The sequence below is a fragment of the Rhodococcus ruber genome (assembly GCF_027270735.1).
Lineage (GTDB): Bacteria > Actinomycetota > Actinomycetes > Mycobacteriales > Mycobacteriaceae > Rhodococcoides > Rhodococcoides rubrum_A.
The window spans coordinates 315,338-331,316 of record NZ_JAPWIJ010000003.1; the positions used below are offsets into that span (position 1 = coordinate 315,338).

Below are 15,979 nucleotides of genomic sequence, written 5' to 3' on the forward strand. Positions count from 1 at the left end.
CCCGTTCAGGCGTCGACCCCGGCTTCGGCCTGCGCGAGCTCGCGCTTCCACACTCGGAAGTTCTCCTCGGTCCGCCCTCGACGCCAATAGCCCGAGATCGATGCCCACTCCGCACCGACCCCACACTCCTTGCGGATGTAGGGCCGAATGTTGTGCATCACGGCCTGCGCCTCACCGTGCACGAAGACCTGGGCCTGGCCGGGCAGCCATTCCGTGTCCTTGACCGCGGCGATCAAGGGAGCGTTATCGCCGGCTCGGTCGTCGCCGACGTCGTTCGAGGATGCACCCCGATGAATCCAGGTGACATCGACGACGGCGAGCGTTTCCATGTAGATCTCGTCGTGGCGGTCGGCAACTTCGATGAACACTTTGGCGATGGCGTCCTCCGGCAGCGCCTCCACGGCGGCCGAAATAGCAGGAATCGCCGATTCGTCACCGGCGAACAGATGCCAGTCCGCGTCGGGTCGAGGGGCGTACCCACCGGACGGGCCGAAGAACGACATCTCGTCCCCCGGCTTCGCCTTGGTGGCCCACGGCCCGGCAACTCCCTCGTCGCCGTGCACCACGAAGTCGATCGCGATCTCGCGCGCACTCGTGTCGACGGATCGAACGGTGTAGGTGCGCATGATCGGATCATCGTCGGTTCCGAAGAACAGCTTGACGTAAGCGTCGGTCTCGCCGATCGCGTCGAAGTCGTCGAAATTGTCTCCGCCGAGGTACACCCGGTACATGTGCGGGGTGAGCGCCTCGGTGCGCAGGACGGACAGGGTGGTTTTCTTGCGTGGCACTTCGGACCCCTCTTCGAGCGAACGACGCCGATGCGTGTTGCACCGACTAAGCATTACCTAACACCCTACCTTCGCGCTCGGCAGAGGTGGCGTTCATCCCCGCACCACGCGGAACCATCCTGTCTCGTCGCTGGCAACGAAGCCGTCCATTTCCAGCACAGGCAGTGTGGCGCGCACCTTGCCGATCGGCACACCGGATTGTTCGGACAACTCGCGGCTCGACAGCGACCCGGTTGCAGGCAATGCGTCGTAGATCAGCAATCCGGTTTCCGAGAGCGCATCCGTCTCGCGAAAGAGGTCGGGTCGCCATTCCTCCGGCGACCCGAGGGCACCGGCCTCGGCAACGACATCGTGCGAGCTCGACACCAGCACGGCCTCGCCGTCGCGGATCATGCGGTGGCACCCCTTGGACGTGGGTGATGTGACCGGTCCGGGAACCGCGAGTACCGGTCGACCCAGTTTTTTCGCCCATGCCGCAGTGTTGCGAGCCCCGCTGCGCCATCCGGCCTCGACCACCACCACTGCCGATCCGAGTGCCGCAACGAGTCTGTTGCGAGCGAGGAAGCGATGCTTGGCAGGGGTAGTGCCCGGTGCGTATTCGCTCAGGACCAGCCCGTGATCGGCTATCTGTCGCAGCAATCGCGAATGCCCCGCCGGATACGCACGGTCGACGCCACAGGCGAGCACCGCCATCGTCGTTCCCTCTACTCCGAGAGCCGCCCGATGCGCCGCGGCATCGATCCCGAAGGCCGCTCCCGAAATGATGGTCCAACCGTCGAGTGCGAGGTCTGCCGAAATTTCTGCGGTCACGTGATCCCCGTACGGGCTCGATGCACGGGTCCCCACGATCGACACCGATCGTTCGGTGGCAGTTGCGACGGGCCGATTTCCGAGCGCCCACAACGCAATCGGAGGACAGGTGTCCACCCCTGCGGTCAGACCCGTTCCGTCGAAGCCGAGGAATCTCCACGCCGGCCACTCGTCGTCGTCGGGAGTGATCAACCGGCCACCCAGCGCGCCGATGTGATCGAGATCGGCTGCAGCGGTGTCGATGTGGGAACGTACCTCGAGCCGCTCGCCCAATCGGCCTGCCCGCACCGCCGCAGCGGCCGCTTCCGGGCCGTGCGCAGCGGCATGGTCGACCACAAGTCTATGCGGGCCCTGCGCCACCCGCGACAGATATGCCCACGCGAGTCGGCGTGCGTCGTGGGTCATGCCACTCCCCTGTCGCGGAAATCCAATGCTGCACCGACCTCGTCGGCACCCGGAACCGTGGCACCTGCGAGGTCGCTCAACGTCCACGCCACCCGTATCGCCCTGTCTGCTCCCCGCGCGGTCAACGATCCGTTCCGCAGCGCACGCTCCACCGGCGCGAGCGTCGAGCGCGCCAGCCGAAACCGTTGCCGCAGAGCAGGTCCCGGGACCTCCGCATTCGTTCTCCAGCCGAAGTCCTGCCACCGCTGTGCGGCCGCGTCCCTGGCTCCGGTCACGCGGGCACGAATCTCACTCGTTCCCTCCCCCACCTCGTCGACCAGCGCTCCCGTCGCGACACCCATCATCTGTATCCGGAGATCGACACGGTCCAGCAACGGCCCCGAGAGCTTTCCGAGATATTTGCGCCGAGCCGTGGGCGCACAGACACAATCGACCTGTCGCGCAGGTGCGCACGGGCACGGGTTCGCCGCCAGAACCAGTTGGAATCGAGCTGGATACCTGGCCACACCGTCTCGACGAGCAATGCGAATCTCACCGTCCTCCAACGGAGTCCGCAGAGCCTCCAGTACGCGAACGCTCATCTCGGCGCATTCGTCGAGAAACAGGACTCCGCGATGCGCGCGACTGACAGCCCCCGGCTTGGCCATTCCCGTTCCCCCACCCACCAAGGCGCTCACCGACGTCGAATGATGAGGTGCGATGAACGGCGGCGATGTGATGAGCGGTCGCGCAGTGGTCAACAACCCGGCCACCGAATGGATGGCCGTCACCTCGAGCGCCTCGGACTCGGTCAGCGGTGGCAGAATCCCCGGAAGACGCTGCGCCAACATCGTTTTGCCGATTCCCGGCGGACCGGTCAGCATGATGTGATGTGCGCCGGCTGCCGCTACTTCCAGAGCCCACCGCGCATCCGCCTGTCCGGCTACATCACTGAGATCCGGATAGATCTCCTGATGCCACTCTGTCGGCACCGGCGATTCCAGGGCCTGCTCGCCGCGAAGCCACGCCACGACATCCCCGAGCGAGCCTGCGCCCAGCACGTCGATACCGTCCACCAGGCCCGCCTCGGGTAGACACTGCATCGGGACCACCACCCGTTGCCAGCCCGCACCCTTGACCGCAAGCACCCCAGGCAACACTCCGCGAACTGCCCTCAGCCGGCCGTCCAGAGCCAGTTCGCCCAGAAATACCGTCTCCGACAGACTCCCGCGCGGGATGGCCTTCGCCGCATCGAGAACCGACAACGCGAGAGCGAGGTCGTACACCGATCCGCCCTTGGGCAACGTTGCGGGCGACAGCGCGAGAATCACCCGGCTGTCCGGCCACGTGCCACCCGAGTTCTTCACGGCCGCTTTCACGCGATCTCGCGATTCGTTCAGCGCAGTATCGGGCAGACCGACCAGATGGGTGCCGGGCAGGCCCTGCCCGATATCGGCTTCGATCTCCACCAGCACACCGTCGACACCGTTGACCGCAACCGAATGCGCTCTCCCGAGTGGCATCAGAACGCAGCCCGGATGTGAGTGATCACCGGATTGTCGTCTCGCCCGACCACGATCGCGATCACGTCGAATCTGATCTGCACCCACGGACCCTGTTGCAGGGCAAGCCACGACAGCGCAAGCCCTCTGATCCGCACCTGCTTGGTGTACGTCACAGCCTCCGCCGGCGTTCCGTAACCGATTCCCGAACGCGTCTTCACCTCGACGAACACCGTGGTGTCACCCTCGCGCGCGATGATGTCGAGCTCACCGGATCGATGCCGCCAGTTCCGCTCGATCACCTCGAGCCCGATGTCCTCGAGATGGCGCACCGCGAGGTCCTCACCGCGCGCACCGAGTTCCTGATTGGTCGCCATATCCGCATTCCTCCACTCTCCAGCCGTACTTCGCGGCCGATTCGGTACTACCGAAGGTGGCACGTCCGAATCGAGGAGAGACAAAGAATGCGCAGGTGGGCGATTACCCTGTGGACAACTGCTCGTCTGTGCACGAACGGGCAGATGTGCCGGGACGAATTGCCGTCATTGTCGGACCTTCGTGTTACGGCCCGGACGAGTTTCGACGGCCGGGTGGCAGGGGCCAACACACGCGCAGAACCAGGGGCCCACACACGCACAAAACTCCGCCCGAATTCAGAATTCGGACGGAGCTGATGCCGAGCGTCGACACCAGGAAACGGGTGCCGGTGGAGCGTTTTGGGGCACCGACGAAGTCGGCGCTACCGGATGATCAGTGGGCGGCCTCGTATGCTGCCTGCACGTCCTGACTGATGCGGCCGCGAGCACTGACCTCGTGGCCGTTCTCGCGTGCCCATGCCCGAATGTCCTGAAGATCGACTTTTCCGCGAGCCGGTGCCGGAGCAGCGCCGCCCTTACGGGTGCGGCGTCCGGAGACCTTCTCTGCGTGCTCGATCCAGAAAGCCAACTGTTCATGCAATTCGTTTGCATGCTTGAGGTTCAAATCGATGCGGTACTGGTTTCCACCGATGCCGAATTCGATGGATTCACCTTGGCCGTCTTTGATTACCGATCCATCGACATCGTCGATCATCTGCACAAGCGTCTTGCGTGCCATCTCGTACCTCTTACACGTCTGGGGGATGTGATATTCAAGTTCTACCACCGATTCTCGTATCGGCGCAAAGAAGTGCAGGTGTTACGCGACGTGTCGAATCGGCGAATATCAGTCCGGATATGGCGACACATTTCGAGAAAATAGACGTAGAAATCGAATACTTCTGTTGCACAGTTACTTTCGTGACGAAAATCTACCGCGCCTGCTCGTACCAGGGGTAACCCTCCGCTGAAACCCACGATGAAACAGAACACGCGGAACGATTTGGTCGGCTGTCCAATTTCTCCGACAATCACGACCGAAGCCGACGACAACTGGTTCGGCGACTCGTCGGCGCGATGCCCGGTGTGTTTCACACGCACGCGAGCCAGCGTCGACCGCCGGCGTGCCGCGACGTTCGCCGCAGCGAGCTATTCCGGAAGGCGAAGGTCTGGTTTGTCCAACTCTTCGATGTTGACGTCCTTGAACGTGATCACTCGGACGTGCTTGACGAAACGGGCGGGGCGATACATGTCCCACACCCACGAATCCGACATCCGCAATTCGAAGTAGATTTCACCGTCGGCGTTGTGCGGAATGAGTTCGACGGAGTTCGCCAGATAGAACCGACGTTCGGTTTCGACCACGTAGTTGAACTGACCTACGATGTCCCGATACTCGCGATACAGCGAGAGCTCCATCTCGGTTTCGTACTTTTCGAGATCTTCGGCACTCATCGGTCTCTTTCATCCTCCAGTCGGGCGTGAAAAGCAATCATCGCGCACCTGCGTCACGGCAGTCCATTCGCCCCACGGCGTCGTGGTTCCGAGTGGTGCCTGCGGCACGACCCACAGGTGGATCCCCAGCCGAGCCCGCGGCCGCCGCAGCGACATTCGCATACGACATTCGATGTTCTCGGCTGGGGCCGAGAGCGATCATGGCGGCCGAATGAGCCCGCGTGCTGTAGCCCTTGTGGACGGCGAATCCGTAGCCCGGAATCTCTTCGTCCATCTGCACCATCAGCCGATCGCGTGAGACCTTCGCCAGCACACTCGCGGCAGCGATGCACGCGGCAGTGGCGTCGCCGCCGATCACCGGTAGCGACGGAACCGGCAGGCCGGGCACCCGAAAGCCGTCGGTGAGCACGTACCCGGGAGTCACTCCGAGCCCGGCAACTGCGCGACGCATTCCCTCGATGTTCGCGACGTGCACGCCGATGCGATCGACTTCGGCAGCGTCGATGAACACCACGCTCCATGCCAGCGCCAGCTTCTGGATCTTGGGGAACAGTTCCTCGCGTCGACGCTCGGTCAACTTCTTCGAGTCGTCCAGGTCTGCCAGCGCGGCATGGGCGCGCGCGCCGAGTACGCATGCCGCGACCGTCAACGGACCGGCACACGCTCCCCTGCCCGCCTCGTCCACACCCGCAACCGGCCCGAGACCGCCGCGTTCCAAGGCCGACTCCATCGTCCGCAACCCGGCAGCCCGCCGGATGACCGGACGTGGCGGCCACGACGACCGCGTCAGAGTCGCTCGTGCACGAGGCGCGCGGCGGGGGGCCGTCGTCATCGACCTTGAATGTCGGGAGAATCCAGGAGCCCGGTCCGTGACGGGGGCAGGGCGATGAAGACGGCCTTGCCGATCACGTTGTCGAGCGGAACGGTACCGGTGAATTCGTCCGTGATGTGGTACCGCGAGTCTCGTGAGTTGCTCCGGTTGTCTCCCATCACCCAGATGTTGCCCTCCGGGACGGTGACGGGGTCGAAGCATCGCCCCGATTTCAGCTCGGTGTCGCATGTCATCGTTTCCGGGACGAACGGGAAATCCATCTGAATGTACGGCTCGTCCAGCGGCTTCCCATCGACGAGTACTCGGCCCTGATCGTCACAGCACTCGACAGTCTGACCGCCAGTGGCAATGACGCGTTTGACCAGATCGTTCTCGTCCGGAGCGACGACTCCGATCAAGGAGCCCACTTCCTGGGCCCCGCGGATGACCGAATTGTCGGAGCGCTGCGAGACGAATTCGTCGTTCCACGAATCCGGACCACGAAAGACGACGATGTCGCCGGGCTTCGGGTCACCGAAACGGTAGCCGATCTTTTCGACCACGATCCGGTCGCCGGTACATCCCGCGCAGCCGTGCAGAGTCGGCTCCATCGATTCGGACGGGATCAGGTACACGCGAGCGACGAATGTCTGGAGCAGAAAACTCAACACCAGCGCTACCAGAATGAGAATGGGAAGCTCTCGCCAGAACGATCGGGGCTTGCGATCCCGACGCTTGTGCTTCGAGGACTCGTCGTCGGGCTCATCGGTTGGATCCTGTGGGGACTGCGTCACGTCAACAGGTTAGCCGGAACGCTCGTCTGCACGGCCGGACGGTCTGTGCACCGGCGTTTCAACCGGGCCCGAGACGCATCATGCCGCGTCGCCCGAAGGGGCGACGCGGCATGGTGGGAGCTATGTGGATCCGGGCGGAACCGGTCAGCGCTTTTCCTTGATCTTGGCAGCCTTGCCACGCAGATCGCGGAGGTAGTAGAGCTTGGCGCGACGGACGTCACCGCGAGTGAGAACCTCGAACTGCGCGATGTTGGGGCTGTGCACCGGGAAGGTGCGCTCGACGCCGACACCGAACGAGACCTTACGAACCGTGAACGTCTCGCGAACGCCACCGCCCTGACGCCGGATGACGACGCCCTTGAAGATCTGAATACGCTCCTTCGAGCCTTCGATGACCTTGACGTGCACGTTCAGGGTGTCGCCGGGGCGGAAATCGGGGATGTCGCCACGCAGCGACTGATTGTCGAGAAAGTCCAGAGTGTTCATCGGTTGTGCCATCCTTGCGTTCTGCGCTTGAGTAGAGGAACCGAGCGGCTCGCTGACTGCGCGGCTCGACTGGTTCGTACTCCGAGTGAGGTCCGTGCCTGCTAGAGGCAACCCGACCATTGTGCCAGACCATGATGCCTACGGCGAAATCGACTCCGCGCGGGGTGAGACGGCAGCGCCCGACACCGGTGCCGGCACCACGACACGCGCCAACTCGTCCTCGGTGGCCTCGCGTGCATGGACGATACTGGGCTTGCCTGCGATCGCGTCCTGCAAGTAGATCTTGGCTCTGATCAGCGGTCTGCGCCAGCGCTTCTCGCGTCGCAGAGCTCGCTCCATCTTCTTCGGCCTGCTGGTGTAGCGCCACCTCGCCCACGGCGCGCTCGGCCTGCTCAGTCGAATCGCCGCCAACACGAGGATCGGCAGGACGAACAGGCCTACCAACCCGGTCCAGATCTTGCCCTTGAGCAGGACGATCACGCACAGGGCGAGGTTGATCAGCGCCAAGACTGCCAGGGCGCTGCGCACCCACGGATCGGGGTCGGCCCGAAAGTCTGCCGGGCTCAACAGCTCCAACGGATGAAAGCCGAGCAGCAACAGACCGGTGAACCCCACGGCCGCGAAGACTGCATCGACCGACGTGCGGCCCTGTTCCGACCAGTAGACGTCGCGGAGGTAGAAGATCAATGCGAATTCGTCGAGGACGAGTGCAGCGCCGATGCCGAAGATGGCGGCCAGCACCGCGCCGATCGTCTGCGATCCGTCGACGTACACCGCGATCAGGCCGATTCCTGCCAGCAGCATCAACACGATCCCGAACACGACATGATGTATGTGTTGCCCACCGGGAGTGATGTTGCCGGGCCACCACTTCACGTCCGCGCGAATCATTCTGACGCTCAGACGGATCAGCAGAAAACCCACCAGCAGTCCCAGCAGGAAACACAGCAGTGGCAGACGACCGTGATCGATGACCCCGTGTTGCAACCACCTCACGTGCGTCTCACGTCCTTCCTACCGAACTGCTGGTGAATCGGACTTCACACTATTCGTGATCCGGGCCACCCAGGACGGCATCGACCACCGAGCATTCGCTATTTTCCGAATCCGGCCTTCCGCAGCGCGTCGGCCATCGAACCGGCCGCCGGTGCGGCCTGCTGGCCGCCGCCGCGCCGTTCACGCTGGGGACGGGAGTCTCGTCCGCGACCGCCCTGGTCGGCACCGCCGGCTCTCCCCTGGCCCCGCGGACGTTCGCCCTGTTGTCCACGTGGGGCGTCCTTTCCGGCGGAGGCCCCGGGCTCGTCGTCCAGTCGCAGGCTCAACCCGATGCGCTGACGAGGAAGGTCGACCTCCATGACCTTGACGCGTACGACGTCACCGGACTTGACGACCTCACGCGGGTCCTTGACGAAGTTGTGCGACATGGCCGACACGTGCACGAGTCCGTCCTGGTGAACTCCCACATCGACGAAAGCACCGAACGCCGCCACGTTGGTCACGACGCCTTCGAGCGTCATTCCGGGCTTCAGGTCGGCCACCTTCTCGATACCGGCTGCGAAAGTGGCGGTCTTGAACTCCGGACGCGGGTCGCGTCCCGGCTTCTCCAGCTCGGAGATGATGTCGGTGACGGTGGGCAAGCCGAATCGTTCGTCAACGAATTCCGCGGGATCGAGGCGCCGCAGGAGGGCCGTGTTGCCGACCACTTCTCGCACTCCCACGCCGGCCTTGCCGACGATGCGGCGCACTACGGGGTACGCCTCCGGATGCACGCTCGACCGATCGAGTGGATCCTCGCCCCCGGAGATGCGAAGGAACCCGGCACACTGCTCGAAAGCTTTGGGGCCCAGGCGCGGTACGTCCTTGAGGGTGCTGCGGCTGGCGAACGGTCCGTTCTGGTCGCGGTGCGCCACGATGCTCTCGGCGAGCGAGCCGGCAATTCCCGACACCCGCGACAGCAGGGGTACCGACGCCGTGTTGACGTCGACACCGACCGCGTTCACCGCATCCTCGACGACGGCCCCGAGAGAACGGGCGAGCAGAGTTTCGGAAATATCGTGCTGGTACTGGCCGACGCCGATGGACTTGGGATCGATCTTGACCAGCTCGGCCAACGGATCCTGCAGTCTGCGAGCGATCGAGACCGCGCCGCGGATCGAGACGTCGAGTTCGGGCAGCTCACTCGAGGCGTACGCCGACGCCGAGTAGACGGAGGCACCGGCCTCGGAGACCACCACCTTGGTCAGATTCGCAGCCGGGAACTTGGCAATCAATTCTGCTGCCAGGGAATCGGTTTCGCGTGACGCCGTACCGTTTCCGATAGCGATGAGCTCCACTTTGTGCTTGGCCGCGAGGCCCGCGAGAGTGGCCAGTGCCTGATCCCACTTGCCCTGCGGCTTGTGGGGATAGATGGTGTCGTAGTCGACGACCTTTCCGGTGGCGTCGACGATGGCGACCTTGGTGCCGGTACGGAAGCCCGGGTCGAGGCCCATCGTGGTGCGGTTGCCCGCCGGCGCGGCGAGCAGCAGGTCCTTGAGGTTGCTCGCGAACACGTCGACGGCGTCCTTCTCGGCGGATTGACGCAGTCGCATACGGGTGTCGAGGGAGACGGTGACCAGCATCTTGGTGCGCCACGCCCACCGGACGGTATCGAGCAGCCACTTGTCTGCGGGCCGTCCTCGATTCGCGATTCCGAACTTGGTCGCGATCCGGCCCTCGTAGACGCTGGGCACCCCTGGGGTCGGTTCTTCGCGCTCGGGCTCGAATCCGAGCGAGAGTACTTCTTCCTTCTCGCCTCTGAGGGTGGCGAGGATGCGATGGGAGGGCAGGCTCGTGAACGGCTCGGAGAACTCGAAGTAGTCGGAGAACTTGGCACCCTCCTCTTCCTTGCCCTTGCGGACCGTCGCAAGGAGCTTGCCGGAGGTCCACATCAATTCTCGTAGTTCACCTACCAGGTCGGCGTCCTCGGCAAAGCGCTCGACGAGAATCGCGCGCGCGCCGTCGAGCTGCTCCTGATCGAACTGCGCGGGATCCGCCGTGGGGTCGGAGAACAGGGCATCGGCCACGGGCTCGTGCCCCGCTTCACGCGCGATCTGGGCTTTCGTCCGACGCTTGGGCTTGAACGGCAGATAGATGTCCTCGACACGAGCCTTGGTGTCGGCCAGCATCAACGACTGCTCGAGGGCCTCGTCGAGCTTGCCCTGCGAGCGAATGGACTCGATGACGGCGTCTCTGCGCTCGTCCAGCTCACGCAGGTATCGCAGCCGCTCGTCGAGCTGACGCAATTGCGCGTCGTCGAGAGTGCCGGTGACCTCCTTGCGGTAGCGCGCGATGAACGGGACCGTCGATCCGCCGTCGAGCAGTTCCACGGCGGCGCGAACCTGTTCCTCACGAACGTCGAGTTCTTCGGCTATGCGCTTGTTCACAGATTTCAGAGCAGTGGTCACGGCGATGGACCCTACCGCTACTGTGGGACAGGTCGGTCAGCGGTTCATTGTCTGGGAGAGATTCGCACATGGTCAGGGGGTCTCGCTTCCTGGCTGCGACCTGCGCATCCTTACTACTTGCGGCAGGCTGCTCGGTTCCGCCGGACGATCAGATCGGTGACTCTGCCTCGAAGGAAACCGCCGAGACCTCCGCATCGCCCTTTCCTGACATCGAGAAGGTCGACGGCATAGCTCTCGAAGCTCGCATCCCGATGGCCATCGCGTCGGCTCGGGCCCGTGGTGCCGATGTGGATTTCGCACTGTTGGATCGCCAGACAGGCTCTTACTACAGCAGCAACGCCGATACGCAGGTCGAAACTGCATCGGTGGTCAAGCTCTTCATCGCCGACGAGGTGTTGTTCCGAGCGCAGTCGGAGAACCGTCCGGTCTCCCCCGACGAACTGGCCACCATGACCAGCATGTTGGAACTCTCCGACGACAACGCCGCGTACACCCTCTGGTACCGCTACGGCACGTCGGACATAGTCCGCGCAGTCGCGGCCCGATACGGTTTGCAACGCACCACCGCACCGGGCGACGATCAGTGGTACAACACCGAAACAACGCCGAGCGACCTGGTCGGCTACTACGCGGGCCTGCTCAACGGCAGCGGTGGACTGACGACTGCGTCGACGGACGTCATCATCGGCATGCTGCGGCGTTCGGCCCCGATTGCCGCGGACGGCTACAGACAGCATTTCGGCATCGTCGACGGTCTACCGGGCGAGAGTGTGCACGCCGTCAAACAGGGCTGGATGTGCTGTGTTGCCGATCGCTGGGTACACCTGTCCACCGGAACGATCGGGGTCGACAATCGTTATGTCCTGGCTCTGTCGTCACGAGAGGACATCTTCTATGCCGACGACATGGAGAGCTATCCGGACACCGCGGTGGTCGATGTGAGTGACGACGCCAGCGCCTTACATGCCAGGGACACTCTGACCGGCTTCGTCTCGATGCTGTTTCCCGGCGGTACGATCAGCTGAATTGCTCAGTCGCCGAGCAGATCCGGGCGGCGCTCGGCGGTCCGTGTCAACGACTGGGCCCGACGCCATGCCGCGATCTTCGCGTGATCGCCGGAGAGAAGGACGTCGGGAACGTCCAGTTCGCGCCACCGGGCCGGACGCGTGTAGCTCGGCCCTTCGAGCAGACCGTCGGAGAACGAATCCTCTTGATGCGACTGTTGATTGCCGAGTACTCCCGGCATGAGTCGAACTACCGCCTCGGCCATCACCAGGACAGCCGCCTCGCCGCCGATGAGCACGTAGTCGCCGATACTGACTTCTTCGACCCGTACGCGGCGGGACGCGTCGTCGAAGACCCGCTGATCGATACCTTCGTACCGGCCGCACGCGAACACCAGATGCTGCTCGGTGGACCACCGTTCGGCCGTGCGCTGGGTGAACGGAACTCCGGCGGGAGTGGGAACGACGAGAAGTGAATCCTCGGTCAATACGTGGTCGAGGGCATCGCCCCAGACGGTCGGCTTCATGACCATGCCAGGTCCGCCGCCATAGGGGGAATCGTCGACGGCCTTGTGCACGTCATGGGTCCACGATCGCAGGTCGTGAACTTGGACAGAGACCAGACCGCGATCGATTGCCTTGCCCAACAATGCAGTTCGCAGCGGAGTCAGGTATTCGGGAAAAATGGTGACGACATCGAGGCGCACGAACTACTCCGGGTCCAGCAGGCCCTCGGGCGGATCGATCTCGATCGTCTTGTCGGCCAACGACACCGACGTCACAATCGCCGCCACGAAGGGAACGAGAATTTCGGCGCGAGTGTCTCCGCCGACATTCGCAGCAGGAGTGGAGCCTGCGGAACGACCGAATTCAGCGGCAGGCCGGATCGAGAGCAACTCTCCCGCTGCCGAGTGCAGGACTTCGCGGACCGTTCCCACTGCCGAACCGTCGGTCAGTACGACGGTGAGTCCTTCGAGTTCGTGATCGTAGAATTCGTCCGGATCGTCGGACGGCGGCAAATCCGTGGACTCGACGATGAACAGAGTTCCGCGGATCTGGTCCGCGGTCGTCTTGTCGTCGATGCCGTTCAGACGCAGCAGAAGCCGCCCGGAGTGTTCCCGGACGGCGTCCACCGTGTACGAGACGGGAGCAGCGTTCGATCGCGGCTTACGGCCGCGAAGAACGGTCCCTACTGCGAAGCGATCGTCGGGGTCGTCGGTGCGAACCTCGACCACGACTTCGCCTTTGATGCCGTGCGACTTTGCAACACGGCCGATGACCAGCTCCATGATTGTGTGCGTGACCTAGTGGTCCGTGTCGACCACATCGACACGAATGCCGCGACCACCGATACCCGAGACGAGTGTGCGCAGCGCTGTGGCGGTACGACCGCCGCGACCGATGACCTTACCCAGATCGTCGGGGTGCACGTGAACCTCCACGGTGCGACCGCGACGGCCGGTGATCATCTCGACGCGAACGTCATCGGGATTGGCGACGATGCCGCGAACGAGATGTTCGACGGCATCGGCGACAACGGCACTCACTTCTCAGCAGCCTCGGCGGCCGGCGCGTCTGCCGTCTCGGTTGCTGCAGCGTCCGTGCTCTCTGCAGCGGCGTCGTCGGACTTCGGAGCCTTCTTCTTCTTCGCCGTGGTGGCCTCACCCTGCGGCTCGGAATCTGCCTGCGCCAGTGCGGCGTTGAACAGGTCGAGCTTCGACGGCTTGGGCTCGGCAACGCGGAGGGTTCCCTCGGTGCCGGGCAGACCCTTGAACTTCTGCCAGTCACCGGTGATCTTCAGCAGGGCCTCGACAGGCTCGGTCGGCTGCGCGCCGACGCCCAGCCAGTACTGCGCACGCTCGGAGTTGATCTCGATGACGCTGGGATCCTGCTTCGGCTCGTAGGTGCCGATGGTCTCGATCGCACGGCCGTTGCGGCGGGTGCGAGCGTCGGAGATGACGACGCGGTAGTGCGGGGTGCGGATCTTGCCGATACGCATGAGCTTGATCTTGACAGCCATGTTCTGGTGGAGCCTTTCGAGAGTTGGTCACGGCGCAATTCAGCGGTTCGCACGGCATGCGAACCCGGTTTTGCGTTGAAGGTTGTTGTGACCGCCGCGCGGTACGTAACCGGAAGACGGGCGAACAGCTGTTCATTGTGCCAGACGAGCACCGCGAACCGTGAATCGCCCTCGGCAACGACTCGGTCAGGCCAGCAGGATCACCAGGGCAGGCAGAGTGTTGTTCATCGAGTGGGCCGTGGTCGACGCGACGATCGAGCCGGTCCGCATTCTGGCGATGCCGATTGCCAGACCGCCCCACAGCAGGACCACGAATCGCCACCACTCGCGATGCCAGATCGCGAACACCACCGCGGTGATCACGAGTACCACCCATCGATTGCCCAGCCAGGCCATCGGCATCGGACGGGTCCGCTTCTCGAGCGCACCCCACAGCATGCCGCGGAACATCGTTTCCTCACAGATCGGTGCACCGATCCAGATCCACACGGCCAGAGCGACTTTCCATCCGACAGCCGTATCGGTGACGGTGCCCAGTGGAGTCCGGTCGTCGAGGTCGAGGCTCGACAAGAGCACCAGTGCGAGCAGTAGACCGCCGACCACTGCCACACCACCCCAGGCCAATCCGGATCGAATCTGGCCGAGCAGTTCGGAACTGGATCTGGGAAGACCGAAATCGACGACGGGACCGTTGCCGCGAGACATCGAGATCGCCACGGCCAATCCAGCCGCGAGCAGGCTGGGAATCATGATGCCCACAACGAACAGAGCAGAGGTCTCGGTCGTCACGACGAGTCCCAGAAGCAGGAAGCCCGCCAAATTGAGGCCGAGAACGAGCGCGGCCGCCGGTAGTCCCCATCGCTGGCCGTATCGACGCTGTTGAGCGGCCTGTTCGGCCCGCCAGTAGGTCTCGGACAAGCCCGAGCCCTGCTGCTGCACGTGATTCATCGGTGCCATTCCGGCCCAACTCGGGCGGTTCGGATCGAACTGCCCGCCGCCGTTGTACGGATCAGTCATCACCGGCCTCCGATCTGCTCGTCGTGCGGGCTGCCCTGTCGGTCACGCGTCCGCGCAGTATCACCAGGTCCGGGTTGGCCAACACGTCCGGTCCTCCGCGTGGATCCTCGGAGTAGACAACGAGGTCTGCAGGTGCGCCGTGCTCGAGCCTCGGTCGTCCCAGCCACGACCGGGCGTCCCAGCAGGCAGCACCGAGTGCGTCCGTCGGAGACAGTCCGACGCGCGCGAGTGCGGCCACCTCGTCGGCGATGCGACCGTGTGCGATCGACCCACCGGCATCGGTTCCCGCATAGATGGGAACCCCGGCATCATGGGCCCGTCCGACGGTGTCGGCGACGCGGGCGTGCAGCGCCCGCATGTGCCGGGCGTACACGGGGTATCGGGTGGCAGAATCCGCGATTCCGGGAAACGTCTCGATGTTGATGAGCGTCGGCACCAGCGCAGTTCGGTGATCGGCCATCATCTCGATGGTCTCGTCGGTCAGACCGGTGCCGTGTTCGATGCAGTCGATTCCCGCCGCGATCAGTCCGGGGAGCGCATCCTCGCCGAACACGTGGGCGGTCACCCGCGCGCCCTCGGCATGAGCAGCGGCTATGGCGTCGACGAGAATCGAGTCGTTCCACAGCGGCCGAAGATCACCCACCGAGCGATCGATCCAATCGCCGACGAGCTTGACCCAGCCGTCACCGAATCGAGCTTGCTGCGCAACCGCCTCGGGTAGCTGCGACTCGTCCTCGATATCGATCGCCAGACCCGGTATGTACCGCTTCGGTGATGCAATGTGCCGGCCTGCTCTGATGATCCGAGGAAGGTCGTCTCTCTCGTCCAACTCGCGGGTGTCGACCGGAGACCCGGCGTCGCGAAGTAGCAGCGCGCCGACGCCTCGCTCGGTTCGGGCCTGTCGAATCGAGCCGGGCAGGTCCGTGTGTCCCCCGCCGTATTCGATGCCCACATGACAGTGGGCATCGACGAGACCAGGCAGTATCCAACCACCGTCGTGCACGAAATCCGCGTCGGCAATCGGCTCCACGGACACAACACCGTGGTCGATCCACAGATCGATCTCGGACCCGTCCGGCAGTCCGCGGCCCCGCACCCGCATCGCCGAC

Annotated in this window: 18 protein-coding genes; 1 reads left to right on the plus strand and 17 read right to left on the minus strand. The window is 64.0% G+C overall.

What is annotated here, in order from left to right; genetic code table 11:
- Positions 1 to 5: 5 nt before the first annotated feature.
- From O4220_RS08670 to O4220_RS08720, 11 genes are all read right to left on the minus strand, one after another.
- On the minus strand, positions 6 to 788 hold the full coding sequence (locus O4220_RS08670) for a siderophore-interacting protein (RefSeq protein ID WP_269603218.1): 783 nt from the start codon (positions 786 to 788) through the stop codon (positions 6 to 8).
- Positions 789 to 881: 93 nt separating this feature from the next.
- A complete protein-coding gene (dprA, locus tag O4220_RS08675; RefSeq protein WP_269603219.1) occupies positions 882 to 2,003 on the minus strand; it encodes a DNA-processing protein DprA in 1,122 nt (373 codons plus the stop codon).
- A complete protein-coding gene (locus tag O4220_RS08680; RefSeq protein WP_269603220.1) occupies positions 2,000 to 3,505 on the minus strand; it encodes a YifB family Mg chelatase-like AAA ATPase in 1,506 nt (501 codons plus the stop codon). The genes dprA and O4220_RS08680 overlap by 4 nt, the downstream gene beginning before the upstream one ends.
- Entirely contained in the window at positions 3,505 to 3,861 is a 357-nt protein-coding gene (locus O4220_RS08685; protein ID WP_269603221.1) for a YraN family protein, read from the minus strand. The genes O4220_RS08680 and O4220_RS08685 overlap by 1 nt, the downstream gene beginning before the upstream one ends.
- A gap of 373 nt (positions 3,862 to 4,234) precedes the next feature.
- A complete protein-coding gene (locus tag O4220_RS08690; protein ID WP_032377043.1) occupies positions 4,235 to 4,579 on the minus strand; it encodes a histone-like nucleoid-structuring protein Lsr2 in 345 nt (114 codons plus the stop codon).
- Between the two features lie 410 nt (positions 4,580 to 4,989).
- Positions 4,990 to 5,295, minus strand: a complete 306-nt coding sequence (locus O4220_RS08695) for a DUF2469 domain-containing protein (RefSeq protein WP_008717288.1) — start codon at positions 5,293 to 5,295, stop codon at positions 4,990 to 4,992.
- A gap of 37 nt (positions 5,296 to 5,332) precedes the next feature.
- Positions 5,333 to 6,127, minus strand: a complete 795-nt coding sequence (locus O4220_RS08700) for a ribonuclease HII (RefSeq protein ID WP_269603223.1) — start codon at positions 6,125 to 6,127, stop codon at positions 5,333 to 5,335.
- A complete protein-coding gene (gene lepB / locus O4220_RS08705) occupies positions 6,124 to 6,900 on the minus strand; it encodes a signal peptidase I (protein ID WP_269603224.1) in 777 nt (258 codons plus the stop codon). Before lepB ends, O4220_RS08700 begins: the two co-directional genes overlap by 4 nt.
- A gap of 144 nt (positions 6,901 to 7,044) precedes the next feature.
- On the minus strand, positions 7,045 to 7,386 hold the full coding sequence (gene rplS, locus O4220_RS08710) for a 50S ribosomal protein L19 (RefSeq protein WP_032378188.1): 342 nt from the start codon (positions 7,384 to 7,386) through the stop codon (positions 7,045 to 7,047).
- Positions 7,387 to 7,524: 138 nt separating this feature from the next.
- Positions 7,525 to 8,373, minus strand: a complete 849-nt coding sequence (locus tag O4220_RS08715) for a hypothetical protein (RefSeq protein WP_269603622.1) — start codon at positions 8,371 to 8,373, stop codon at positions 7,525 to 7,527.
- Positions 8,374 to 8,480: 107 nt separating this feature from the next.
- The gene (locus tag O4220_RS08720; RefSeq protein WP_269603225.1) at positions 8,481 to 10,829 is read right to left on the minus strand and encodes a Tex family protein; all 2,349 of its coding nucleotides are present in this window, start codon (positions 10,827 to 10,829) and stop codon (positions 8,481 to 8,483) included.
- Positions 10,830 to 10,897: 68 nt separating this feature from the next.
- Here O4220_RS08720 and O4220_RS08725 point away from each other — a divergent pair, with 68 nt between their 5' ends.
- Positions 10,898 to 11,854 (plus strand): serine hydrolase, encoded by a 957-nt coding sequence (locus tag O4220_RS08725; RefSeq protein ID WP_269603226.1) that lies wholly within the window; start codon positions 10,898 to 10,900, stop codon positions 11,852 to 11,854.
- A gap of 5 nt (positions 11,855 to 11,859) precedes the next feature.
- Here the strand turns inward: O4220_RS08725 and trmD are convergent, their stop codons facing one another.
- The 6 genes from trmD to O4220_RS08755 all read right to left on the minus strand — a co-directional run bounded on the left by trmD (position 11,860) and on the right by O4220_RS08755 (position 15,972).
- Positions 11,860 to 12,540 (minus strand): tRNA (guanosine(37)-N1)-methyltransferase TrmD, encoded by a 681-nt coding sequence (gene trmD, locus O4220_RS08730; RefSeq protein ID WP_269603227.1) that lies wholly within the window; start codon positions 12,538 to 12,540, stop codon positions 11,860 to 11,862.
- 3 nt (positions 12,541 to 12,543) lie between these two features.
- Positions 12,544 to 13,122 (minus strand): ribosome maturation factor RimM, encoded by a 579-nt coding sequence (rimM, locus tag O4220_RS08735; protein WP_269603228.1) that lies wholly within the window; start codon positions 13,120 to 13,122, stop codon positions 12,544 to 12,546.
- Between the two features lie 15 nt (positions 13,123 to 13,137).
- Positions 13,138 to 13,380, minus strand: a complete 243-nt coding sequence (locus O4220_RS08740; RefSeq protein ID WP_008717313.1) for an RNA-binding protein — start codon at positions 13,378 to 13,380, stop codon at positions 13,138 to 13,140.
- The gene (rpsP, locus tag O4220_RS08745) at positions 13,377 to 13,853 is read right to left on the minus strand and encodes a 30S ribosomal protein S16 (RefSeq protein ID WP_269603229.1); all 477 of its coding nucleotides are present in this window, start codon (positions 13,851 to 13,853) and stop codon (positions 13,377 to 13,379) included. Before rpsP ends, O4220_RS08740 begins: the two co-directional genes overlap by 4 nt.
- A gap of 186 nt (positions 13,854 to 14,039) precedes the next feature.
- The gene (locus O4220_RS08750) at positions 14,040 to 14,870 is read right to left on the minus strand and encodes a CPBP family intramembrane glutamic endopeptidase (RefSeq protein ID WP_269603230.1); all 831 of its coding nucleotides are present in this window, start codon (positions 14,868 to 14,870) and stop codon (positions 14,040 to 14,042) included.
- Positions 14,863 to 15,972: an amidohydrolase family protein gene (locus O4220_RS08755; protein WP_269603231.1), complete on the minus strand. Its 1,110-nt coding sequence runs from the start codon at positions 15,970 to 15,972 to the stop codon at positions 14,863 to 14,865. Before O4220_RS08755 ends, O4220_RS08750 begins: the two co-directional genes overlap by 8 nt.
- Positions 15,973 to 15,979: the final 7 nt, after the last annotated feature.

What these genes read in the sequence shown, in the direction of transcription:
- dprA (WP_269603219.1), bottom strand. Translation starts at nt 2,003, where the DNA reads ATGACCCACGACGCACGCCGACTCGCGTGGGCATATCTGTCGCGGGTG.
- O4220_RS08680 (WP_269603220.1), bottom strand. Translation starts at nt 3,505, where the DNA reads ATGCCACTCGGGAGAGCGCATTCGGTTGCGGTCAACGGTGTCGACGGT.
- O4220_RS08685 (WP_269603221.1), bottom strand. Translation starts at nt 3,861, where the DNA reads ATGGCGACCAATCAGGAACTCGGTGCGCGCGGTGAGGACCTCGCGGTG.
- O4220_RS08690 (WP_032377043.1), bottom strand. Translation starts at nt 4,579, where the DNA reads ATGGCACGCAAGACGCTTGTGCAGATGATCGACGATGTCGATGGATCG.
- O4220_RS08695 (WP_008717288.1), bottom strand. Translation starts at nt 5,295, where the DNA reads ATGAGTGCCGAAGATCTCGAAAAGTACGAAACCGAGATGGAGCTCTCG.
- O4220_RS08700 (WP_269603223.1), bottom strand. Translation starts at nt 6,127, where the DNA reads ATGACGACGGCCCCCCGCCGCGCGCCTCGTGCACGAGCGACTCTGACG.
- rplS (WP_032378188.1), bottom strand. Translation starts at nt 7,386, where the DNA reads ATGAACACTCTGGACTTTCTCGACAATCAGTCGCTGCGTGGCGACATC.
- O4220_RS08725 (WP_269603226.1), top strand. Translation starts at nt 10,898, where the DNA reads ATGGTCAGGGGGTCTCGCTTCCTGGCTGCGACCTGCGCATCCTTACTA.
- rimM (WP_269603228.1), bottom strand. Translation starts at nt 13,122, where the DNA reads ATGGAGCTGGTCATCGGCCGTGTTGCAAAGTCGCACGGCATCAAAGGC.
- rpsP (WP_269603229.1), bottom strand. Translation starts at nt 13,853, where the DNA reads ATGGCTGTCAAGATCAAGCTCATGCGTATCGGCAAGATCCGCACCCCG.
- O4220_RS08750 (WP_269603230.1), bottom strand. Translation starts at nt 14,870, where the DNA reads ATGACTGATCCGTACAACGGCGGCGGGCAGTTCGATCCGAACCGCCCG.
- O4220_RS08755 (WP_269603231.1), bottom strand. Translation starts at nt 15,972, where the DNA reads ATGCGGGTGCGGGGCCGCGGACTGCCGGACGGGTCCGAGATCGATCTG.